Annotated in this window: 15 protein-coding genes; 13 read left to right on the top strand and 2 right to left on the bottom strand. The window is 61.3% G+C overall.

Annotated features, from left to right (window positions below):
- Positions 1–2 precede the first annotated feature (2 nt).
- Both KI811_RS09995 and KI811_RS09990 read right to left on the bottom strand, forming a co-directional pair.
- Positions 3–980: a 2-hydroxyacyl-CoA dehydratase family protein gene (locus KI811_RS09995; RefSeq protein WP_214186334.1), complete on the bottom strand. Its 978-nt coding sequence runs from the start codon at positions 978–980 to the stop codon at positions 3–5.
- Between the two features lie 4 nt (positions 981–984).
- Complete coding sequence (locus tag KI811_RS09990; RefSeq protein WP_214186333.1) at positions 985–1,326, bottom strand: hypothetical protein; 342 nt, start codon at positions 1,324–1,326, stop codon at positions 985–987.
- Positions 1,327–1,537: 211 nt separating this feature from the next.
- On the opposite strand from KI811_RS09990, the gene murI reads away from it, so the two are divergent.
- The 13 genes from murI to KI811_RS09925 all read left to right on the top strand — a co-directional run bounded on the left by murI (position 1,538) and on the right by KI811_RS09925 (position 23,470).
- Entirely contained in the window at positions 1,538–2,350 is an 813-nt protein-coding gene (gene murI / locus KI811_RS09985) for a glutamate racemase (RefSeq protein ID WP_214186332.1), read from the top strand.
- 6 nt (positions 2,351–2,356) lie between these two features.
- The gene (locus tag KI811_RS09980) at positions 2,357–2,944 is read left to right on the top strand and encodes a GerMN domain-containing protein (protein WP_214186331.1); all 588 of its coding nucleotides are present in this window, start codon (positions 2,357–2,359) and stop codon (positions 2,942–2,944) included.
- Entirely contained in the window at positions 2,941–5,355 is a 2,415-nt protein-coding gene (locus KI811_RS09975; RefSeq protein ID WP_214186330.1) for a homocysteine S-methyltransferase family protein, read from the top strand. Before KI811_RS09980 ends, KI811_RS09975 begins: the two co-directional genes overlap by 4 nt.
- Before the next feature lie 100 nt (positions 5,356–5,455).
- Positions 5,456–5,860, top strand: a complete 405-nt coding sequence (locus KI811_RS09970; protein WP_214186329.1) for a RomY N-terminal domain-containing regulatory protein — start codon at positions 5,456–5,458, stop codon at positions 5,858–5,860.
- 10 nt (positions 5,861–5,870) lie between these two features.
- A complete protein-coding gene (locus tag KI811_RS09965; RefSeq protein WP_214186328.1) occupies positions 5,871–6,719 on the top strand; it encodes a transketolase in 849 nt (282 codons plus the stop codon).
- A 96-nt stretch (positions 6,720–6,815) separates the two neighbouring features.
- Complete coding sequence (locus KI811_RS09960; RefSeq protein ID WP_214186327.1) at positions 6,816–7,760, top strand: transketolase family protein; 945 nt, start codon at positions 6,816–6,818, stop codon at positions 7,758–7,760.
- A 7-nt stretch (positions 7,761–7,767) separates the two neighbouring features.
- Positions 7,768–8,343 carry a type II secretion system protein gene (locus KI811_RS09955; protein ID WP_214186554.1) on the top strand — a complete coding sequence of 192 codons (576 nt, stop codon included), beginning with the start codon at positions 7,768–7,770 and terminating at the stop codon, positions 8,341–8,343.
- 107 nt (positions 8,344–8,450) lie between these two features.
- Positions 8,451–9,947, top strand: a complete 1,497-nt coding sequence (locus KI811_RS09950; protein ID WP_214186326.1) for a two-component system sensor histidine kinase NtrB — start codon at positions 8,451–8,453, stop codon at positions 9,945–9,947.
- Between the two features lie 103 nt (positions 9,948–10,050).
- Complete coding sequence (locus KI811_RS09945) at positions 10,051–11,424, top strand: sigma-54-dependent transcriptional regulator (RefSeq protein WP_214186325.1); 1,374 nt, start codon at positions 10,051–10,053, stop codon at positions 11,422–11,424.
- Between the two features lie 370 nt (positions 11,425–11,794).
- Complete coding sequence (locus KI811_RS09940) at positions 11,795–14,494, top strand: Ig-like domain-containing protein (RefSeq protein ID WP_214186324.1); 2,700 nt, start codon at positions 11,795–11,797, stop codon at positions 14,492–14,494.
- Between the two features lie 65 nt (positions 14,495–14,559).
- Positions 14,560–15,423, top strand: a complete 864-nt coding sequence (locus KI811_RS09935) for a cytochrome c3 family protein (RefSeq protein WP_214186323.1) — start codon at positions 14,560–14,562, stop codon at positions 15,421–15,423.
- 30 nt (positions 15,424–15,453) lie between these two features.
- Positions 15,454–18,561, top strand: a complete 3,108-nt coding sequence (locus KI811_RS09930; protein WP_214186322.1) for a CxxxxCH/CxxCH domain c-type cytochrome — start codon at positions 15,454–15,456, stop codon at positions 18,559–18,561.
- 622 nt (positions 18,562–19,183) lie between these two features.
- Complete coding sequence (locus tag KI811_RS09925; RefSeq protein ID WP_343213596.1) at positions 19,184–23,470, top strand: CxxxxCH/CxxCH domain c-type cytochrome; 4,287 nt, start codon at positions 19,184–19,186, stop codon at positions 23,468–23,470.
- The last annotated feature ends 118 nt before the right edge of the window (positions 23,471–23,588 follow it).

The following is a 23,588-nucleotide window of genomic DNA, read 5'->3' as shown; positions in this document are numbered from 1 at the left end:
CGTTACCCCGCCAGCATTTCGAGGAATCCCTCGATCCGGATCTTGGTACGGGCGTCCAGGGGGGTCGGCTTGTCCCCCTCCAGGGTCAGGATGGGGAGCGGCACCTTCTGGCGCACGATCATGTCCTCGATCTGCCGGAAACAGAAGGACTGGACGTAATGGATGACCGCGTCCACCTTGCGTCGCTCCAGTTCCAGGAGGATGTCGGCGAGCCGGTGGAAGATGTCGTAGGGATAGGTGTAGGCCCGGTACTGCTCCACCATGTCCACCGTGTCAAAGGGCATGGCGAACTGGCGCTGGGTCTCGTTGAAGACCACCCGGGCCCCCAGGCTCTCCGTGAACTGGTAGAGGTCGTCGAAGATGGGGGGGACCCCGATGTAGGCGAGCCGCAGCGTGTCCTTAAAGGGGATGCGGTTTTTCGCTTCCGCCAGGAAGGTGTCCACATCGGCCTCGAAGCGATCCGGATCGCTGTTCATGTCCGAAGTGCAGACCTGGTAGTAATGGTTCTCGGCGCCGGTGACCCGATTCTCCTTCCAGGTGAGGCGGTCGATTTCTCGCACCTTCCGCCGGATGCGCCCGAGGCGCTCACGGGAGAGGTTCACCGCGTCCCACCCCACCCCGAAGTGGCGCATGAGCTTCTCGATCTCGAAGCGGACGCTCTCGGTGTCCCGGTCGTGGGGGTAGGCAAAGGGGACCGTCTCCACCCCCTTCAGGGAGAGCACCTCCATGAGTGCCCGGGTGTTGCTGCAGTCCCCCTCGGTCACGGCCACCAGTTCCTTGATCCCTTCCTCCAGGACCGCGGCGTAGATCCCCTTGATCCAGCCGCAGGTGCTTCGGGGGAAGCCGTCCACCTCTGCCTCCTCGATGAGTTGGTGGCTCCGGGGGCTCGTGATGAAGACGTTGTTCAGGTCCACGGGGACCTTTTCCGCCGCGAGGATCACTTCCAGCGGGATGGTGGTGGTAAAGCCGACACGGTGCACGGGGCTACTCCGATTTGATGAAGAGGAAATAGATGAGGAAGCCGCCGATCACGAGGCCGCCAAAGGCAAAGGGGAGGGTGGAGCTGAGGGATAGTTCATCCCCTCCGCCGGTGGGGAGGGTGAAGCGGATCAGGAGCGCGATGGAGACTACGGCGAAGAGGAACGCCAGGACTCCCTTGGAGCGTTTGATGACGGCATAGAAGACCAGAATCGCGAAGATGCCGATGATCCAGGGATTTTCCATGGCACCCTTGAGGGTGAGGTTCTTTATGAAGGTGACGATGTTCTGGGTCTCGAAGGGGGTGAGGGCTTCCTTACCCTTGTCGAGCATGTCCTGTTTGTCCATGGGGGCTCCCGATGGTGTGGGGTTGCTGTTGGATGTCTGATCTATATAGCAGATTTTGCACGGAAAATGAAGCGTTCAGCTGTTGGTTTCCCAGGGGGCAAATGCCTTGACATTTTGTCGACGGCTCACCTACTATATATATTTTTTATTATTCCAACAACCGAAAGCACCGGCCGTTCGGGTCGGACCGGAGATGCGCGGAGAAGAAACCTTGCCCTGGAAAGCCATTGGCATCTTTGACTCGGGGGTCGGCGGCCTCACCGTCCTCAAGGAGATCATCAAGGCCCTCCCCCAGGAGGACACCATCTATTTCGGCGACACGGCCCGGGTTCCCTACGGGACCAAGTCCCCGGAAACCGTCACCCGCTACAGCCTCGAAATCGCCTCGTTTCTCGTGCACCGCGACATCAAGCTCCTGGTGGTGGCCTGCAACACCGCCTCTGCCTGCGCCCTGGAAGCCCTGCAGCAGACCCTCTCCATCCCCGTGGTCGGCGTCATCGAGCCGGGGGCCCGCCGGGCAGCCGCCGTCACCCGCAGCGGCAAGGTGGGGGTCATCGGCACCGAGGGGACCATCCGGAGCAGCGCCTACGCCAAGGCCATCAAGCGGATCAACCCCGAGGTTGAGGTGGTGACCCGGGCCTGTCCCCTCTTCGTTCCCCTGGCCGAGGAGGGGTGGACCGACAACGAGGTGGCGCACCTGACCGCCCGCACCTATCTGTCTGGTCTGCGGGAGGCGGGGGTCGACACCCTGGTCCTCGGCTGCACCCACTATCCCCTTCTCAAGAAGATCATCGGCGAGACCATCGGCCAGGAGGTGAAGCTCGTGGACTCTGCCGAGGAGACGGCCCGCACCGTGGCGGAGATCCTCCGGGGGCGGGAGCTCCTGCGTCCCACCTCCGAGCAGGGAAACCACCACTACTTCGTGTCCGACGTGCCGGCGGGGTTTATCCGGGTCGGCAACCGGTTCCTCGGGGGCAAGCTGGGCGACGTCTATCAGGTGAGCCTCGACGCGGAAAAGGAATAGGAACCCATGAAGAGAACCAAGCCCCACAATCGGGAGCAACTCGTGCTCGCCGCCTTCCTCATCGCAGCCATTGTGTTCGGCCTCCTGTTTTTCGGCAAGTACCAGGCGAGCCGTGACCTTCCCACGACCAAGCCGGAGCCGAAACCGGTGGGCACCGTCCAGGTGACTCTCTTCTTTGCCACTCCCGACGCCGAGGGGCTCGGCCGCGAGGGACGCCAGATGACGGCCTGCGAATCCCTTCCCGAGTGCGTCGAGTCCCTCGTGGACGAGGTGGCCAATGGCCCCGTGGGGGACCTCCATCCGACCCTCCCCCCCAATGCCGTGGTGCGTGATGTGCGGATCGAGGGGGAGACGGCCGTGGTGGATTTCGGCGACGATCTCCTGAAAGGGCTTCCCGGCGGAAGTTCCTCTGAGATGGCCGCGGTCTACTCGGTGGTCAATACCATCTGCCTCAACTACCCCCAGATCAAGGGGGTCAAGTTTCTCGTCGACGGCGCAGAGGTTGAGACCCTTACGGGACACCTGGACCTGCGCCTTCCCATTCCCCCCGATTTCTCCCTGGAAAAAAATGACAAAAAGGTGGCGACGCCATGAAAACACCCTTCCTGCAGGCGATAAAAGAACGGGTCCTGGTCCTTGACGGGGCCATGGGGACAATGCTCCAGGAGCGGGGGCTGCGCCCCGGTCAGTCTCCCGAGGAACTGAACCTCACCATGCCCGAGGTGGTGGCCGGCGTCCACCGGGAATACCTGGAGGCCGGGGCCGACATCATCGTCACCAACACCTTCGGCGGTACCCGCCCCAAGCTGGAGCACTACGGCCTGGAGGAGAAGGTCCGGGAGATCAACGCCCGGGCCGTGGAGATCGCCCGGGAGGTCTGCGGCGACCGGGCCTACGTGGCCGCCTCCATGGGGCCCACGGGGCTCTTCGTGGAACCGGTGGGGGAAGTGACCTTCGACGCCATGGCAGGCTTCTTCCGGGAGCAGGCCGGGGCACTCATCGAAGCCGGCGCCGACCTCATCACCCTGGAGACCTTCCTCGACATCAAGGAGATCCGGGCCGCGGTCATCGCCATCCGGGAGCTCTCCCCCACGATCCCCATCATCGCCCAGCTCACCTTCGACAACGAGGGGCGCACCGTCCTCGGCACTCCTCCCGAGGCGGCCGCCGTGACCCTTGCGGCGGCCGGGGCCGACATCGTCGGCGCCAACTGCGGCCTCGGTCCTGACGGCATCTGCGCCGTCATGGGAGCCATGCGCGGGGTGACCCGGGTTCCCCTCATCTCCCAGGCCAATGCGGGGCTCCCGAAGTTGGTGGACGGCAAGACTGTCTTCCCCGGCACCCCCGACGACATGACCGCCTTCCATGACCGGATGCTGGAGTTGAACGTGCGGGTCATCGGCGGCTGCTGCGGCACCACGCCGGCCCATATCCGGGCCATCAAGGAAGCCCTGGCGGACCGCGACCAGTCGTGGCGCGACTGCGGCCCCCCGGCCGGGGTCACGTTCCTGGCGAGCCGCACCTCCGTCGTCGCCCTCGGCGGGGGCCTTCCCGCGGCCATCATTGGCGAGCGGATCAACCCCACCGGCAAGAAGGCCTTTGCCCAGGAGCTGCGGGAGGGGAAAATCTCCACCATCCGCCGCGAGGCAATGGAACAGACGGCTGCCGGCGCCCATCTCCTGGACGTGAACGTGGGGACCCCGGGGATCGACGAGCCCGCCGCCATGGAGCGGGCGGTCTTCTGCGTTACTGGCAGCGCCGCCGTACCGCTGGTCCTCGATTCTTCCGATCCGGCGGCCCTGGAGCGGGGACTCAAGGCGGCCGATGGCAAGGTCCTTGTCAACTCCGTGAACGGCGAGGCGAAGAGCATCGAGCGGGTCCTCCCCCTGGTGAAGAAGTACGGCGCCGCCGTCATCGGCTTGGCCCTGGACGAGACCGGCATCCCCGAGACGGCCGAGGGGCGCCTGGCCGTGGCGGAGCGGATCGTGGCCGCTGCGGAAGGACGCGGCATCTCCCGCAACGACGTGGTGATCGACTGCCTGACCCTCACCGTGAGCGCGGAGCAGAAGCGGGCCATGGAAACCCTGCGGGCGGTGCGCCTCGTGAAGGAGACCCTCGGCTGCCCCACGGTCCTCGGCGTCAGCAATATCTCCTTCGGTCTCCCCCGCCGTCCCCTTATCTCCTCGGCCTTCTTCGCCATGGCCTTGGCCGCGGGGCTCGACGCCGCCATTGTCAATCCGAAAGAGGAAGAGATGATGGCGGCCTGGCGTTCGGCCATGGTCCTCCTGAACCGGGACCCCAGCGCTGCCGCCTACATCGCCGCCTATGCCGGAACGGCCGCCGTCGCCCCCGAGCCGGCAGTGTCCGGCGAGTCCCTCGACATTCGAGAGCGCTTGAAGCGTGCCGTCATCACCGGCGACAGGGAGAATATCGTTGCATTGGTTGAGGAGGCGCTGGACCAGGGGCTCGAACCGCTCCAGGTGAGCAACGAAGGGCTCCTCCCCGGCCTGGAGGAGGTGGGACGGCGCTTCGAGAAGAACCTCGTCTTCCTTCCCCAGGTGATGCAGTCGGCCGACACGATGCAGGCCGCCTTTGGCCGCCTCAAGGAGGTCATGAAGGGGGCTCCCGCCGCCAGCCGGGGAAAGATTCTCATGGCAACCGTCGAGGGGGATATCCACGACATCGGCAAGAACATCGTCTGCACGCTCCTGGAGAACCACGGCTTCGAGGTGATCGACCTGGGGAAGAACGTCCCTGCCGACCGGATCGTGGAAGAGGCCCGGGGATTGGGGGTCGATGCCGTGGGGCTCTCGGCCCTCATGACCACCACCATGACCGAGATGGAGAATGTGATTGCGCGGCTGAAGGAGGCCGGCATCCGGACTTTTACCATGGTGGGGGGGGCGGTGGTGACCCAGGAATACGCCGACGAGATCGGCGCCGACCTCTACGCCCGGGACGCCATGGAGGCGGTGGCACGGATCAAGGCGCTGCTGGAGAAGTAGGCGTAACTGGCCGACCCGCCTGGGTATTTTCAGTCCTTGCAACCGTGGGGCTATCCGTGATAGTTTTAATCGGTTACGTCATTTGACGGACAGGTGCCCCATGGTCGTCGGATTCAATCACAACGTCATGTACAAGGGAGAGGTCTTCCACGTCCAGACCGAGGACAGCGGGATCGCCAATCCCCACATCATTACCCTCATCTATCGGGAGGGGACGATTGTCGCCTCCCGTAAGACGAGCTACGCCGACATCATCAAGGTGGACCATCTGGAGCGGGTAGTCGAAGAGCTCATGAAGGAGCAGCACAAGGGGATGCTCCGGCGGCTCAAGAACGGCGAATTCGACGCCCGGGCCTTCCCTCCGACTACCCCTCCGGCCGCGCAGCCCGCGCCGAAGCCCGCCGCCGCTCCCGCCGTACAGCCGAAGCTCCACCCCAAACCACAGGAAAAACCGTCCAGTCTTGACGAGGTCATCCTCGACTTTCTCATGACGGACGACAAATAGACTATCAATCATGGAAAGGAACATCGTGGACAGCGAAAAGATTGCCCAACTCCAGGAGAAGGCCCGGCAACTCCGGGTCGACATCGTCAAGACCCTCCACAAGTCCCAGTCGGGGCACACGGGAGGCTCCCTCTCGGCCATCGATATGGTTACGGCCCTCTACTTCCAAGTGATGAAGCACAATCCGGCCGACCCGGCCTGGCCCGGGCGGGACCGTTTTGTCCTCTGCAAGGGGCACGCGGCCCCGGCCCTCTACGTGGCCCTGGCCGAGGCAGGGTACTTCCCCAAGGAGGACCTCATGACGCTGCGGCGCCTGGGCTCGCATCTCCAGGGGCATCCCGACAGCAAGCAGACTCCCGGTGTCGAGGTCTGCACCGGTTCCCTGGGGCAGGGGCTTTCCATGGCCAACGGCATGGCCCTGGGGCTTCGCCTTGACGGAAGCTCAAGCCGCGTCTACGCCATGCTCGGTGACGGCGAGCTCCAGGAGGGGCAGGTCTGGGAGGCCGCCATGGCTGCCGGCCACTACAAGCTCGACAACCTCTGCGCCCTGGTGGATGTGAACCGACTCCAGATCGACGGCGAAGTGGCCAAGGTCATGGCCGTGGAGCCGGTCACCGACAAGTTCCGGGCCTTCGGCTGGAACGTGATCGACATTGACGGCCACGACATGGGAGCCATTGTGGCCGCCCTGGGACAGGCCGCCGGGGCCAAGGGGAAGCCGACCGTAATCGTTGCCCGCACCGTCAAGGGGAAAGGGGTTTCGTTCTTCGAGAACAAGGCCTCCTACCACGGCGTTGCCCCCAGCGACGAAGAGCTTCCCAAGGCCATGGAGTGCCTGGGTGAACAATGTTATTTGTAATGCATGAATGTCGTAGGGGCGCTGCTTGCCGCGCCCATCTCACACAGGGCGCGGCAAGCAGCGCCCCTACATGACAAAAAGAAAGGACATTGACATATGAGCACCATGATCGCCACCCGCGACGCTTACGGGCAGACCCTGGCGGAGCTGGGGGAGGAGAACAAGAACATCGTCGTCCTGGACGCCGACCTGTCCGGTTCCACCAAAACTTCCATTTTTGCCAAGAAATTTCCCGAGCGCTTCTTCAACATGGGGATCGCCGAGGCCAACATGGTCGGCACCGCTGCCGGCCTTGCCGCTGCCGGGAAGATTCCCTTCGTTTCCACCTTCGCCATCTTCGCCGTGGGCCGGGCCTGGGAGCAGGTCCGCCAGTCGGCTGCCTATCCCAAGGCAAATGTGAAGATCGTCGCCACCCACGGTGGGGTGACCGTGGGCGAGGACGGAGGCTCCCACCAGTCGGTGGAGGACATCGCCATTATGCGGGCCGTGCCGAACATGACTGTCATCGTGCCGGCAGACGGCCCCGAGACCGCCAAGGCGATCCGCGCCGCAGCCGCGTACAAGGGGCCGGTCTACGTGCGGCTCGGCCGCAACAAGGTGCCGACCGTCACGGCCGAGGAGACTCCCTTCGAGATCGGCAAAGGGGTTCAGTTGGCCGACGGCACGGACCTCACCTTTGTCACCACCGGCCTCATGACCGCCCAGGCCCTTGCCGCCGCCGAGACCCTGAAAGGCGAGGGGATTTCCGCCCGGGTGGTGCACCTGGCAACCGTGAAGCCCCTGGACGGGGATATCCTCCTGAAGGCCGCCCGGGAGACCGGCGCCATCGTCACCGCCGAAGAGCACTCCATTGTCGGCGGGTTGGGAGGTGCCGTGGCCGAGTTCCTGGGGGAAAACTCCCCCGTTCCCCTGAAGCGGGTCGGGGTCAACGACCGCTTCGGCACCTCCGGCAAGGCAGAGGAACTCCTCAAGTACTTCGGCCTCATGCCGGCCGATCTCGTGGAGGCTGCACGGGGGGTTGTCGCCCGAAAGGGGAAGTGAGGTGGCGATGGAGCTCCCTCGCTCCTCTCTGCTGACGTCCTCCGCCGGTTTCACCTATATCGCCGCCCTCATGATCATCGTCATCATGGGGATCATGCTCGGCATCACCGGGCAGACCTGGCGGACAAAGATGAAGCGGGAACGGGAGACGGAACTCCTCTTCCGGGGAGTGCAGTATCAGCGCGCCATCCGGCGCTGGCACCAGTACGACGTGACGGAGGGGAAGCCGCTCAAGACGACGACGCAGGCTGCCCGTCCCCTCAATGATCTGAAGGATCTCCTGAAGGACCCCGGCTCCCTGTCCAAGGAGCGCTATCTGCGCCGGCTCTTTACCGATCCGTTCACGGACAAGGAGTTTGAGGTGGTTCGCAATCCACAGAAGGGGATTATTGGAGTTCACGTCACCGAAGAGGATGAACCCTTTAAACAGGGGAACTTTGACAAGGAACTGGAAGGGCTCGATCAGAAAAAAAAGTACAACGAGTGGGTCTTTGGCCTTCCCGAAGCCGTGACCCCAACAGCCGGCAAGGTCACGCAGGGCTCCCCCGCCAGTGCCGGCGCAGGCGCTTCGTCGGTGCCGTGATCCGTCACGGCATCGCCCTTCTGGTGGAGCGGCATGCAGCTGATTGATATCAGCGCAGCGCGGTTGCCCTTGCAAGGATTTCCCGGCTCCGCCACCCCGGAGGTAGGTTGATCTTCAAAAGCCTGACAACGAGAGTTATCGTAACCCTGGTCGGCCTCCTCTCCGTGGGAATCGGTACCTTTACCTACCTCAATCTCAAGCGGGAAAAGAACCAGCTCATCAAGGCAACCCGCGAGAATGCCTACCTTCTTCTCGACACTATCGAGCGCAGCATCTACAAGTCCATGAGCGTTGGGGACACCCAGGATGTGCAGGTCATCCTGCAGATGGTGGGCCACAGCCACAGCAAGCTCATTGGCGTCAGGATATTTCATCCCCAGGGGATCGTCCTCAAGTCGTCCCGGCCCGAGGAGGTGGGGATGCCGGTTCCTGACGGGGATTACCAACTCTTTATCAATAACCGCAAGGAAGGGGTTTACGCCAGCGACGCCTTCGGGGAGGTCCTCGGGGTTATCAAGCCGATATACAACGATGTGCTGTGCCAACGGTGCCACGGCACCAAAAAACGGCTTATCGGGGTTCTCAACGTCAACTACTCCCAGGTAGAGACCAACCGCCGGATTCTCGAGGCGACGCGGCTTTCCCTCGTCTCCACCGGGGCGGTCATTCTTTTCTGCGCGGCAGCCATCTCCCTCGTCATCGTCCGATTCGTCCGGCAACCCCTGAACAACCTCATCGGCAGCATGGCGCGGGTGGAGGAGGGAGACCTCTCTGTCCGTATAACCCCTATGGCCAATGACGAGATCGGCCGGCTCATCGTGAGTTTCGACTCCATGGTCGGCAAGCTCGACAAGGCGAAGAGGGAACTGGAAGAGTACCACTTCCAGCAGATGGAACGGGCCGATCGTCTGGCCTCGGTGGGGGAAATGGCTGCGGGGATCGCCCACGAAATCAAGAATCCCCTGGCCGGCATCTCGGCGGCAATGACCATCATCCGTCAGGATTTTTCCGACGATGATCCCCGCAAGGAGATCATCGGAGAAGTGGTCGAGCAGGTGAGCCGGCTCGACAAGACCGTGAATGATCTCCTGTTCTTCGGCAAGCCTACCCCCCCCGAACCGACCTATGCCGACGTGAATACAATCCTGCAAAAAACCCTCCTCTTTGCCCTCCAGCACAAGGGGGGAAAGAATATCGCCAAAAGCCTGGATCTTGCCGATGGCCTTCCGGAAATCTTCGTGGATCCAAAGCAGGTGCAGCAGGTATTCCTGAATCTGATCCTTAACGCCATCCAGGCCATGCAGGCCGACGGGGGGACTCTCACCGTCGGGAGTTCCCTGGTGGACCTCGACGGCAAGAGGTGGGTGCGCGCCACCATCGCCGACACCGGCCCCGGCATTCCGGAGCCGATCATCGGCAAAATCTTTACCCCCTTCTTCACCACCAAGGCCCAGGGGACAGGGCTTGGGCTCGCCATCTGCCACAAGCTCATCACCCAGCATGGCGGTACCCTTTCCGTGACCAGCGAGGACGGCAAAGGAACGGTGTTCATCATCGATCTGCCGGTGGCGTACGAGGGAGAGGTGCGGGGAAAAGGGGTATAGTAGCCGGAGTCGCCAGGTTTTATGCTGGATTATGATTCCTGGCTCCTGTATTCTTTCATCAAGTAGTGTCGAATATCCGCTTGGTTACGATAAAGGAGCAGACGTGAGAAAGACGAAGATTCTGGTTGTCGACGACGAGCACCTTATTCGCTGGTCCCTGGAGCAGAATCTTAAAAAGCAGGGATACGAGGTGGTTTCGGCAGGTAACGGAGAGGATGCCCTGCGGATCGTCCGGGATGAGCAGCCGGACCTGGTGCTGCTCGATATCCAGCTCCCCGGCATCAGTGGTCTGGAAGTTCTGGCAAAGATCAAGGAGCACGACGAGGAGATCATCGTGATCATGGTCACGGCCCACGGAGCGCTGGAGACGGCGGTTCACGCCATGCGGCTCGGGGCCTTCGACTATATCAACAAGCCCTTCAACCTGGACGAGATGGCCATCGTCATCCGCAAGGCCCTGGAAACCTCGGACCTGCGCCGGGAGGTGCAGCGGCTGCGGGGCGAGCAGGCAAAGAAGTTCGGCTCTCCTGACATCATCGGTTCGAGCCGCCACATGAAGAACGTCCTCGACATGATGGAGAAGGTGGCCAAGAGTGACGCCTCCACGGTTCTCGTCCAGGGGGAGTCGGGGACCGGCAAGGAGTTGGTGGCCAAGTGGGTTCACTACAAATCGGCCCGGGCCGAGCGCCCTTTTGTCGCTATCAACTGTGCGGCCGTGCCGGCGACGCTCCTCGAAAGCGAGCTCTTCGGTCATGAGAAAGGGGCCTTCACCGACGCCAAGGCGATGAAGAAGGGCCTTTTCGAGCTGGCCGACGGCGGCACGGTCTTTCTCGACGAGATCGGCGACATGGAGATGGGGATGCAGGCCAAGCTCCTCCGCTTCCTGGAGGAACGGACCTTCCGCCGCATCGGCGGCACCAAGTCGTTTTCCGTCGATGTCCGGATCATCTCCGCCACCAACCGCGACCTCATCAAGGCGATCGAGGAAAAGAGCTTCCGTAACGATCTCTACTACCGCCTCCAGGTGATCCCCATCTACCTCCCCCCCCTGCGGGAGCGGCGGGAGGATATCCTCACCCTCACCAGCCATTTCATCGAGCTGTTTAACGCCGAGTTCAACAAGCATGTCACTGGCATCTCCAAGATGGCGGAGAAGCTTCTGCTCGACTACACCTGGCCCGGCAATATCCGCGAGCTGAAAAACGTCATCGAGCGCGCCATCATTCTCGGCAATGACGAGACGCTCCTCCTTGAGCACCTGCCGCTGGAAATCGTTGCCAAGGCCTCCTCCCAATCCGCGGGGCTCACCACCTTCAAGCTCCCCCCCGAGGGGATTGACATTGAAGAGGTGGAAAAAGAGCTTATCCGCCAGGCCCTGGAAATCTCAGACTGGAACCAGTCCAAGGCAGCCAGGAAGCTCAATCTCGGCATTGACGCCTTCCGTTACCGGATGAAGAAATTCGGGTATCTGAAGTAGAAGTAACCTTTCTCTTTACCGCAGTTTTGTTATTTGACGGATTCCCGGCACCTTTTCGGAGTTGCCGGGAACCTCATTCCCTCCATTTTTCCACGAAATTCTCCTCCCTGTAGTCAAAAAATCGTCTCCGGACAAAACCCCCATTGGTGTGAAGTGGCGGAAAGTGAACCACGGCACAGGATTAGGGGTTTCTGTATGAACCGGTCTATGAAACGACGGTGGTGTCTCCTTTGGGCAGGTGTGTCAAATGCTTGATTCGTCGAGTGTTTGGCACCGTTATTGCTCCTTCGAGTACAGGAGCGCCAGGTGCGAATCGACAGAGAGTCCCGATTCGACCGGCTATCCGCACTATGAAAGTGGAGGCATTACCATGTTACACAGATCGCCTAAACGAATGGCGGCCATTGCCCTCCTCCTGGCGTGTCTGGTTATTTCGCTGACAACGGTGACATTTGCCGCCTCAGCGCCAACCATTCAGATACAGAACCCAATGGTTGAGGGAATTCGCTCTCCGCTGCGGATTGCATCGGATTCGATGGGTGGCGTGTATGTCTCCGATTCCCTTGCAAAGGGAGTTCTTAAATACGACGCAGTTGGCCATTTGACGCAAATTGTCAAGACTGCCGCACCTCCCCAGGGGGTTGCCGTCGCCTCTGGCGGAACACTGCTCGTGGGGCAGGGAACCTACGTTTCAATGTATAGCGCCACCGGCCAGGAGATTGGGAAACTCGGCGCCGGCGAGGGGCAGTTCAAAATGGCCGATGGCATCGCCGTGGACGACGACGGCTCCATTTATGTGGTCGACTGCCTCGATAACAGTGTGCAGATCTTCAACGCCGCCGGCAACTTCGTGAAAAAATTCGGATCATTCGGCACCACGCCGGGCAAATTCTCCACCCCCAGCGGCATTGCTTTCGAAAAGGTTTCCAAGCAGGTGGCAGTTGTTGACACGCGAACCGGCCGAATCCAGTTTTTTGACAAAACCGGTACCTATGTACGAACTATTGGGAGTTTCGGCACGAGCCCCCTCCGCTTCACTGCCCCCCAAGGTATCTCCTTCGAGTATTCCAGCGGCTCGACGCCGGTTCTCAGGCGCATGTACGTGGTCGATACCTTCCAGAGCACCGTGCAGGCCATCGACCCGGCGGCCACGCCGGTATTCCTTTCCTACATCGGTACCTACGGAAGCGGCAACGGCAAGCTGATGGTCCCCTCCGACGTCCTCTTCGATCAGGCCAGCGGCCGGCTTCTGGTGGTGAACGGCTTCGGCAACGTGTCCGTGTATGGTGTCGATGGCGGTGGCGTTTCCGTTGCCGTTGACCTGATTCCGCCGGCCCTCACCATAAACCCGGTCATCTCCCCCTTCATGTCCCCGACCCTCGATCTTTCGGGCACCGTGGAGGCGGGCGCCCGGTTGGCCATTGCAACCGGCGGAACCACGACGGTCGGCGCCATCTCGTTCCCGACCCCCACCACCTGGCAGACGACGTTGAGCGGCTTTGCCTCCGGAGGCACGACCATTACGGTGACTGCCCGCGACGCGGCAAACAACGCCACCACCCAGTCGGTAACGGTGAGCTATCTGCAGTCGGGACCCATGCTGACCATGGAACCCCTTCCCACCTTTACCGCCGATACGTTCCAGCAGCTGTCCGGCCTGGTTGATCCGGGTTCGGTGGTAACCGTGACCAACGCCACAACGGGTGCCAGCGCCAAGGCCCTGGTATTCGGCAATACCTGGAGCTATCGGTTGCCCCTCGCTGCCGGCGCCAACAGCATCACCGTCAAGGCGGAGCAGTCCATGAGCGCCGCCACGACGGTGAGCGCCAAGACAACCCTTGACGCAATCCCGCCGGCGCTTACGGTCTCGGCCCTGGCCGACGGCAGCTACACGAGCGGACAGGTCCAGAACATCCAGGTGATGGTGACCGATGCCAACCTCGACGTTGTCACCCTCAACGGGCAGCAGATTGCCCCGGTGAACAACTCTTACAGCACCGCCGTTACCCTCAAGCCGGGCCCCAACGTCATCATGGCGGCTGCTGTTGACCTGGCCGGGAACGTGACAACCGACATCCGGACCATTATCTATGACGGAACCAGGCCCGTGGTCTCCTTCACCACTCCTGCCGAGGGCACCTATGTCACCTCCGACCATGTGGCCGTGAGCGGAACAGTCGATGAGACAGCCGTTGTCACGGTTGCCGGCCTGCCGGCCCGCATGGACGGCACCTCCTGGAGTGCGGACGTTCCCCTCGTCCCGGGAATGAATACCATCGACGTGGTTGCCGTTGACCTGGCCGGAAACGTCGGCTCCGTCAAGCGGACGGTCACCTACGACACCGATTCCCCGGCCCTGGTGGTCAGCGCCCCAAGCCAGGACGTTGTCACCAACCGGCCGACCTTTGGCTTTGCCGGCAGCGTTACCGATCCGAGCCCTGTGACCCTCACCGCCGAGGTTGATGGCACGCCCGTTGCTGTAACCGTGACCGACGGGTCCTTCACCCTTGCGGCAACCTTTGCCAACGAGGGGAGCCATGCCGTCACCTTCGCCGCCACCGACGCCGCCGGAAACGTAAGCCGCGTGACGCGGACCGTAATCTATGACGGCACCGCGCCGGCCCTTACCCTTGACGCGGTCACTACTCCCTATCCGTCGGTGCTGACCGGCACGGTGGAAGCGGGTGCGGCGGTCACCGTGGAGGACCGCAACGGTTCCGCCGGCACGGTTACGGTCAGTGGCGAAAAGTGGAACGCAGCGCTGGAAGTGGGGGCCTACGATGCCGCCTCCCTGGCTGTGCGCGCCACCGACGTTGCGGGCAACAGCACGGTCCGCAGTCTCGTGGTCAACGTACCCGACGGCGACCTGAACGGCGACGGCGCGGTAACGGTCCACGACGTGATTCTGGCGCTCAGAATGTTCACCCGGCAAATGGTGCCGAAGGCCAACCAGTTGGCCCACGGGGACATCGGCCCACTCTATCAAGGGAAGGCAAAGCCCAACGGGGTCATCGACCTTGTTGACGCAATACTGATCATGAGAAAGGCCCTCGGCATGCCGAGCTGGTAGAACCCCTCGGGGTGGATGCAGGACGCAGCGCGGCGTAAGGGATTACACGCAACGAGGTTTTCAAGATGAAGAAACGATTTCTGGCAACAGCGGTAATGGCGGCCATCATGGCCTGGGGAGCGATTGTGAACGCAGGAAACCAGAACATACGCTGGACGGTGCACAACCTCTCCAGTACGCTCCCGGCGGGCGCTACCCTGGACAGGCACTGGTACAGTGACAGTTCGGCCAATGGCGGCACCGACCAGGTCTGCATCTTCTGCCATACGCCCCACCATGCCCAGCCGGCCCAACCCCTCTGGAACAAGGTGAACCCGACCCAGGCGTTCAACATGTACACCTCGTCGTCCACCCTTTCCAGCGTGGCGAGGAAGGCGACGGCTCCGGGTCCCGAATCGCTCCTCTGTCTCTCGTGCCACGACGGCCGGACCGCCATTAACGTCATTCATAACGGCGATGTCGGTGCGGATGCCCTGCCTGCTGACGGTGGCAGGAAGGTGATCAATATGTCCGGATGGGGAGGCTATAACGCGGAGAATCCCAATCATCAGGCTCTGGCCATGGAAATTACCCTGTTCGGTACCCCTTACCGGGCAAACCTGGGGAAAACCGGAACTGATGGGGATGCGCGTTTCGCCGGCACCAACCTCATGGACGATCATCCCATCTCCTTCTCCTATGCTGCGGCCCAGAGCGAAAAGGGATCGGCTGTGCTCAACTCCATAGAAAGCGCGAAGAGCGCCGGATTGAGATTTTTCGGTCCAAACCGGGATCGGATGGAGTGTTCCACCTGCCATGACCCCCATGTGGACTCCGGTCTCGGTTATGACGGGCTGCCGACGGGGAGTGGTGGCAACAACGCTCTTCGGCCGTTTCTGGTGCGGGATAATGTGGGCAGCGCCATGTGTCTGGCCTGCCATAATAAATAGAATGCAATCGTGAATGTTCAGGAGCGTGCCATGAACGGAATGACGATGAAGACCTTGGTCGCGATCATAGTCGCGTTGGTCGTCCCTGCCACGGTGTGGGCCATTGAGATGCCCCACGAGGTCGGCTCCGTCAAGGGGTACGTCTGCAACAGCTGCCATTCGACCCACAACACCCTTGGCTCGACGGGATTCAACAACGTCTGCCAGACCTGCCACAAGCCGGGTGATGCCTATGGCCAGAAAAAACCGTTCCGGGATGCCGATTTCGCCAACCCCTTCCGCACGTACACCAGTGCCCGTCCCGGCGTCATCTACCAGACATCCCACACCTGGGTCGGCAAGGACTATGCTCCCAAGGCCGGGGCGATTCCTCCCGCCGACCCGGCGCTTACCAAGAACATCGTGGCCGGCAGCATTGTCTGTGCCCGGTGCCACGCCATTCACTATGTCTATTCATCGGCCAGCAACACCAAGCCGTTCCTGCGGGTCCGCAACGACAACGACCGGATGTGCCTCGACTGCCACCGCCCCCGCAGCACTACGGACCATACCCTGGGTACCCACCCGGTCACCATGAATTACGCTGACAAGGCCGCGGCACGGCCCGATGATTTCTATGCCACGCCCCAGAACAGCAACCCGGCCAACCCCACCTCGGCCATGAGGATGTCCCGCAACGGCGCGGTGGTCTGCACCACCTGCCACGGCGTCCACTACACCGACTCCAACAGTCGGACCTTCGACAACGCCTCCAGCGCCCGGATGGGACTTCTCTCCACCTCCCGCGGCTTCCTGCTCCGCACCGACCTGAAGGGGGCCACGGTTACCGACCGGAACATCTGCACCAACTGCCACAAGTCTGCCAACGATCCGGCCAACACCAACGCCAGGGTCAAGAACCATAACGGCACCAAGAATCAAAACGTGCAGTGCGCCGACTGCCACGGCGGCCACGTGGATGCTGCCGACGGCACAACCCCCAACGTCTTTCTCATCAACCGCTTCATGAACATCTCGACCCAGTACGGCGCGGTGCGCAATGCCAAGGTCCTGTATCAGTACACCTCGGTTTCCCAGAAAAACTACAACAAGGATTCATTCGGCGTCTGCGTTGCCTGTCACCCGGCGCTGCCGCCCACCATCAGCACACACCTGACGAGCACCAACGCTGCGGACTGCCGCTCGTGCCATACCCACTCCCAGGGGTTCTCGGCCAACTGCACCCAGTGCCACGGTTTCCCGCCCCAGGCCAACGTGGCGTCCGGACCGTCGGGGTACGCAAAGGACGGTGTCCGCGACTACAGCACGTCAGGGGTCTTCAAGGACGAGTCGTCCACCCCCCACATCAGCCATGCCGGCGGCGGCTCCAACTACAGCTTTGCCTGCGACGACTGCCACAAGGGGTTCAGCCACAATACCGGCAGCTTCCAGGATGTCTACCTGAACAGCGCTGGCACCAAGGCCGCCGGCAACGGCGCCACCCCCGCATACAACGGCACGGGAAGCGGCACCTGCTCCACCACCTACTGCCACTCCAACGGCAATGGCGTTTACACGTCACCCACCTGGGCCAACGGCAAGAATACCATCATTGGGCTTGCACCGGCTGCCCGCTGCGGCAGCTGCCACAGCGCCACTCCCGTCACCGGCGCCCATAACCGCCACGTCTCTGGCGGCGGCAGCGGCAAGAGTTACGGCTGCGTAAACTGCCACGCCTCAACGGTGAGCGACAATACGACGCTCTTGGCGAGCGCCCGCGCCAACGGCGGTGCCCACGTGAACACCGTGAAGGACAAGCAGTTCTCCGGTTCCGTCGGCGGGAAAGCCCTCTCGGGAAGCGACTGTTCCACGGTCTACTGCCACAGCAACGGCAAAGGGGCCGCTCCGGTCGTCGCCCCGGTCTGGGGAAACCCCGCGTCGGGTCAGTGCGGCGCATGCCACCGGGCCACCGGCGGTTCTCCCATCAACTCGGACGGTCACACGGCACACCTCACCGCCGCCTACGGCCCGAACTTCGATGAAACGGTCATCGCCTCGTGTCAAAAATGCCACACCTATACCGGCGAACTTGACTCGACCCACGTGAACGGTGTCATTGACGTGGTGGCCGCCAACTGCACCACCAACTGCCACAAGCAGAGCGCCGTCTGGACCGGCGGCCGGGTCACCTGCGAGAGCTGCCACACGGTGCCCCTGTCGGTGATCGACGGCAAGACCGCCCCGGAAAAGCCGAACTTCACTGCCAGCGGCCACGGCAAGGCTGGGGCAAATTATGATGCGAGCCGTGCCTGCTCATCCTGCCACGACGCCAACAGCGGCCACATCGATGGCATCTCCGGCAACCAGAAACGGACAATCGGCGCAAACGACAACACCCTCTGCGCAGTCTGCCACAACGACGCGGCCAAGGTGCCGACCGTAACCAAGCGCGGCGTAAACACCCACGCCACGGCCAAGGGTACCTACGACATGGACTGCAAAGTCTGCCACGACGTCCACGGCACCGGTAACCGGGGTATGGTCCGCACCAAAATCACCTTCGGCACCCTTACCTCAACCATCACCTACGCCACCACCGCCGATCTCGTGCAGCTCGTTCCGCCGTACCGCGGCGTCTGCCAGAGCTGCCATACCGCCACCGCCCACTATAAGCGTGGCGTCAACGAGGGGGCGAACCACCCGACAACGAACTGCCTCAACTGCCATTCCCACAAGAACACCTACGCCTTCAAGCCGAGGGCCTGCGACGAGTGCCACGGCTATCCGCCGGCACCCAAGGGCTTCGTGGCGTCCCAGGCCACCTACTCGTCGGCCAAGCTCGAGAACTACTCGGGCGGCGGCGGTGCCCACGTGAAGCTGGGCCACCTCATGGCGAACATCAGGCCGACCCAGGGCTTCACCCCGTGCCTCGCCTGCCACAGCGACGGGCCGGCGGCCCACATGGGCGACGACACGATCTGGACTGGCGGCAGCACCCAGTCGAAGAAGGCGCCGGTAACGGTGAAGGTGGATCCGACCTACAAGTTCAACGCCACCAAGGGCCAGTGGTACTCGCAACAGGCGCCCGACAGCACCGGCAGTTGCTGGAACGTCAGCTGCCATTTCCAGCCGACGCCGCGCTGGTCCAACGACAAGTAGCATTCGAGAGGGGAGTCCCCTGAAGGGGTGGCGATGAGCTACCCCTTCTTTCTTTATATGGAGTTGGGTTCCAGCATGCCTGATGTTGGGTAATGACTGCTTGGACGGATAGAGTCCATTTGAGGAGGGCCAAAAAGCTCTCCTCTTTTTTTGCCTGCCGAACTCATTTTTGCTGGTTCCTCCTATTTTGTTGATTTCTATAGGTAATTTCTTATTAATAGGTGCTCTGAAATAATCTTGCTTTCTCCAACTCCCTCAGTTAAATAGGGTGGTAATTTATAACGCCGTTAACTAGTGCCCAAAAATGGCACCTAAATTGCCATAGTAAGAGGCATTGTTGCCATGGGATTGTTTTGCTCTGGTTTGGTAACTGCCCTAATATATTGATTGGAGGGGGTTGTTCTATGGTGAGAAGATGGCTTGGCGTTTTTGTTGGTGCCGTTATTTTGCTGAGCGACCCCGTGATTTCGCGGATAGATGTTTCCTGCGCCGCAACGGGTCCTCCGTAACCTTCCAGAAGGCCGCCGGTGCCGATGCAGCTCGGGGCGGCGGCCCGAGCCCTACTGCAAGCAACCTAACAAAAATCGGCAATTAATTTAATAACCTGGTCGGGAGCAAAATCATGCAAAATTTACTTGTAGCGGTGTTGTTTGTCTTGTTGACGACAACAGGGGCAATGGCGGTTACATCGCCACACACGAGTCCACTGGGCTGCTACACCAACAGCCCGACTGGTTGCCACACGCTTACGTCCAACGGTGGCGGTGGTTTTACCATTGATCTGTCTGATACGGTTGGCGTCAATAACCTCTGCTTAAAATGTCACAACCCGCAATTGATGACTAAATCCTTCACCCCGGGAGACATTGCAAATCCCTTCGGAAGCACGACCCTTCCGAACTACACCTCGGTAAGGAAGCAGACCTCCCACAACTGGGCTGCGCCTGCCAATGTGCCTGCTGCTGGTGCACAGCAAACACTTCTTGCCACCACTGTACCTAACTATCCCTCCTATGCTATCGGGAAGGGAGTCATCAACTGTGTAATCTGTCATGACCAGCATGCTGTGCAAGGGAATAAGCTCCTCAGGGGCGATAACTCCATGGACCAGCTTTGCTTCGACTGCCACCGGTCCCGCAATACCACTGACGTGACTAAGGGGACGCACCCGGTCACGGTGGACTATGCCGCCACGGTACAAGCTCATCCGGACGAGTTTTCTGCAACTCCCCAAAATGCGAACTCCGCCAACCCTACCTCTGCCATGAAACTTGCCAACGGTCAGGTTGTCTGCACGACCTGCCACAGCGTTCATTTCACCGATTCCAACGCGCGAACCTATGATAGCTACACCTCGTCCACCTTTGGCCACCTGTCGTCGTCCCAGGGGTACCTGCTACGTACCGACATGCGTGCGGGAACGGCGAATGTAATTAATATCTGCACCAACTGCCATACGGGTAAACTGGCCCACAACCGCAAAGGGCAAAACATCCAGTGTGCCGACTGCCACGGCGGTCACGTCGATCCGGGTGACGGCACCAGACCCAACGTCTGGCTCGTGCGCCGCTACATGAACTACTCCGGTGGCATGAAGCTTGATTCCTACCGTCGGCAAGTTTTAAACCAGGATGCCGGTAGTCTGAGCAACTTCGCCGGTTCGTTCGGGGTCTGCCAGGCGTGTCACCCCGTGCCTCCTCCCGGCGGCAGCTACCCGGCTGAGCATGCCAGCACCGACCCGAACGTCTGCCGTGGCTGCCATGTCCACAACAGCACCGACGGTTCCTTCTCGGCGAGTTGTACCTCCTGCCACGGTTTCCCTCCCCAGGCAAATGTCGCCGGCGGCCCTCTCGGCTACGCCAAGACGTCAACTTACAACTACGCCACCTCTCCGTCCTTCAAGGACGAATCCATGACTGGCCACTTGGCCCATGCGGGCAAGGCCCCCTATGCCTTCAGCTGCTCCGAGTGCCATAAGGGTAACAAGCATGCCACGGGCAACTTCCAGCAGGTGTTCCTCTCCAGCGCCGGTACCCTTGCCGCAAGTAATGGAGCGTCACCTGTCTACAATGTCAACGGGACCTGCTCCAATGTCTACTGCCACAGTAACGGTGCCCCCGCCGGAGGGGGGACGGTTTACAAGTCGCCGGCATGGGCGAATGCCAAGGGTTCCATCGTTGGGACTCCCGGCGAGTGCGGCGCCTGCCATGATGCCTCCCCTGCGACCAATGCGCACTCGGGCCACCTCAACCCCACCTATGGCTTCAAGTGCTCCTACTGCCATGGGGCAACGGTCAACGACGCCAAGGCCATCATCAATCTCGACAAGCACGTAAACGGTGTCAAAGATGTAATGTTCACGGGAACGGCGACCATTGGCGGTACCGGTTCCTACGACTCCACCGCCCGGACCTGTTCGAACCTCTACTGCCACTCCAACGGGAATCCGAACAATCTGGTTTACGCCAATCCGGCGGCCTGGACCTCCGGCGCCAACTATGGCTGCAACGGCTGCCACGGCACGAGCAACCCCATCGGCGCACCCGACTACGCAAACGGCGGTGCGGGACTGAGCACGGCGAACAGTCACGCCGCGCACACACGCGGTGCTGCGAATACCATCGTCTGCTCCAACTGCCATTACGCTACGGCCAGTTCGACCGCGGGCGGAATGCTGGTCGCCAACTCCCAGCACCTGAACGGCTCGGTAACGGTCGTTTTCAATCCGGCCGTTGCCGGTCCCAATGCCGCTTGGGATCCGGCCACCGGCACCTGCACCAATATCGCCTGCCATGGTGGGGCTGCGGCGCAATGGGGAAGCACCGCTGCCTGTCTCACCTGTCACGGAATATCCGTGCGGGGACGTGCTGCCATAGGTCCGCAGTTTAGTGCCAATTCCCACCACGTCCAGGCTGGCACCGTAACGGCCACCCACTGCTATCAATGTCATTGGGAGGCAAACAGCGACGGTACCATCAACCAGACCTATCACCACTCCAATGTTCAGGGCGGTCCGGTGGAACTGGTCATCTATGGGGCTGGTGAGCGGCCTACCCAGTACGCCATCAACTCGACGGCAGTTCAGTACTCTGCCGCCTTAGGCTCACGGACCGAGATGGCGAAGATCAACAGCCACTGCCTCGGCTGCCACAGTGACCAGAACAATACCACCCAGCCCTTCGGCGACGGCAAGACGCCGAACAGTTACGCTTGGGACAAGTCCAGCATCGGTACCAAGTACGGTGACACTGGAACTACCCCCTGGGGCAAGTACAGCGGAGGGAACGTAACCCCGAAGAGCACGGTCACCAAGGCGTTCTCCGCCCATGGCAACGCCCCGGCCAACATGGGTGGCTGGGACACCAAGGAAACGTGGACCGACCGAAAGGCTACGGCGATTGTCCTTTGCTACGACTGTCACAACTCCCACGGCTCCACCGTCAATGGGCCAACCACCAGCTACGCCAGCGCCACCACCAATGGCGGCATTCTTAAGGATACCGTTGCCGGCACGGGAGGATACAGCGTGACCTACCAGCCGAAAGGCGGCGGCACTGCCGCGGATCATAATGCATACAACCCGGGAGCAGGACTCTGCTTCGACTGTCACCTGACCAATTCAGTAACGGAAAAGCCATGGGGGTATGGCGCATCCTTTGGCTCCACCCAGCAGATCATGGGGTACTGGGATTCGGCCTATTTCGGCACCGGTACCTTCGGTAGCGCGTTGCGGTATCCCTACAAGGGAACCACCAATAACTATGGTGGGCATTTCGGAGCATCGTCTTCCCTCTCCGCCACACCGGCGCATCCCATCGGCGGGCTTTGCACCCCCTGCCATGATCCCCACGGCGTCAGCCCGACACTGGGTGCCAACAAGCAGTACGGGATACCGCTTCTCAAGGGGACCTGGTTGACCACCCCTTACAAGGAGGATGTGGCAACCGCCGATAACCAGGCATACGAGGGCATGGCAGGTGGTGGCGGTCGGAGAGGGCCTTCGGTCAGCTCCAGTGATCTGGCTGCCTACAAAGCGGCAACAAACAATTCCTACCACATCGATCAGAATACCTTCACTTCCGGTGGCACCATCAAGGAGACGCCGGAACAGTTTGCGGGGCTTTGCCTGAACTGCCACACAAAAACTGCACTGACAAACGGAACGACCCACACTTGGAAGAGCAAGGACCGTATTCACGAATCGGTCAAGGGATGGAAAACAGCCGACAACACTATCCAGCATACCTACTCTTGTTCCAAGTGCCACGCACCGCACAACGCACGGCTGCCGCGCCTGATGGTCACCAACTGCCTCGACTACAAGCATAGAGGCAAGGTGGCAAACAATCCCAATCCCGTGACTTCGGGGAGCGGACGTAACGACAGGGGCAATGGTGGTGGTCACATGCCCGGCATCTTTGACGGCGGTGAAGGCGGCAGAGGCGGTTGGGGCGGTTGGGGCTCAGATGGTTGGAGCGGCGGCAATTCTTCAACGCTCTCTGCCACGAAGTGTCATGACGATTACGATTCCAAGCAGCAGTGGAATACGAAGACACCGTGGACCACCGGCAACACGTCAGGCGGCGGTACATCCTCCACGCCCAGCGTCCCAGTCTTGATTGCCGAGCCCAAACTGATCTGCTCGTCATCCTGTCCAGTGACCCTGCAGTGGAATGCCTCAACCAACAACAATGCGGGCGGGGCCACCCAGTACCTAGTCCAGGTGAGCACCAGCTCTTCCTTCTCGACAGTGAAGTACACATCGGGATGGATCTCAGGGACGAGTTGGTCCGTCACGCTTGCGACCGGTACGACCTATTACTGGCGGGTCCAGGCCCGGGATACGAGTCAGACGACCCTGGTCTCCGCTTGGTCGGCGACCGGGACGTTTAAGGCGAGCAGATATTGATGGTTTGTTTGAAGTTCTGGTCAGGCTGAATTGCCTGTGTAGTGAAAAAATGCGCTTGAGCGATGGCAGCGGAAACGGGTAGTATATGTCCGACTTCACGTTTCGCTGTCACTTGAAG

The organism is Geobacter hydrogenophilus, from assembly GCF_018501225.1.
Lineage (GTDB): Bacteria > Desulfobacterota > Desulfuromonadia > Geobacterales > Geobacteraceae > Geobacter > Geobacter hydrogenophilus.
Note: the sequence above shows the minus strand (reverse complement) of the source record. Positions and strands in the feature narration are given on the sequence as shown.

Excerpts from the sequence above, each read along its gene's own strand:
- KI811_RS09990 (WP_214186333.1), bottom strand. The coding sequence starts at position 1,326 with ATGGACAAACAGGACATGCTCGACAAGGGTAAGGAAGCCCTCACCCCC.
- KI811_RS09980 (WP_214186331.1), top strand. The coding sequence starts at position 2,357 with ATGAAGAGAACCAAGCCCCACAATCGGGAGCAACTCGTGCTCGCCGCC.
- KI811_RS09975 (WP_214186330.1), top strand. The coding sequence starts at position 2,941 with ATGAAAACACCCTTCCTGCAGGCGATAAAAGAACGGGTCCTGGTCCTT.
- KI811_RS09970 (WP_214186329.1), top strand. The coding sequence starts at position 5,456 with ATGGTCGTCGGATTCAATCACAACGTCATGTACAAGGGAGAGGTCTTC.
- KI811_RS09965 (WP_214186328.1), top strand. The coding sequence starts at position 5,871 with ATGGAAAGGAACATCGTGGACAGCGAAAAGATTGCCCAACTCCAGGAG.
- KI811_RS09960 (WP_214186327.1), top strand. The coding sequence starts at position 6,816 with ATGAGCACCATGATCGCCACCCGCGACGCTTACGGGCAGACCCTGGCG.
- KI811_RS09955 (WP_214186554.1), top strand. The coding sequence starts at position 7,768 with ATGGAGCTCCCTCGCTCCTCTCTGCTGACGTCCTCCGCCGGTTTCACC.
- KI811_RS09940 (WP_214186324.1), top strand. The coding sequence starts at position 11,795 with ATGTTACACAGATCGCCTAAACGAATGGCGGCCATTGCCCTCCTCCTG.
- KI811_RS09935 (WP_214186323.1), top strand. The coding sequence starts at position 14,560 with ATGAAGAAACGATTTCTGGCAACAGCGGTAATGGCGGCCATCATGGCC.
- KI811_RS09930 (WP_214186322.1), top strand. The coding sequence starts at position 15,454 with ATGAACGGAATGACGATGAAGACCTTGGTCGCGATCATAGTCGCGTTG.
- KI811_RS09925 (WP_343213596.1), top strand. The coding sequence starts at position 19,184 with ATGCAAAATTTACTTGTAGCGGTGTTGTTTGTCTTGTTGACGACAACA.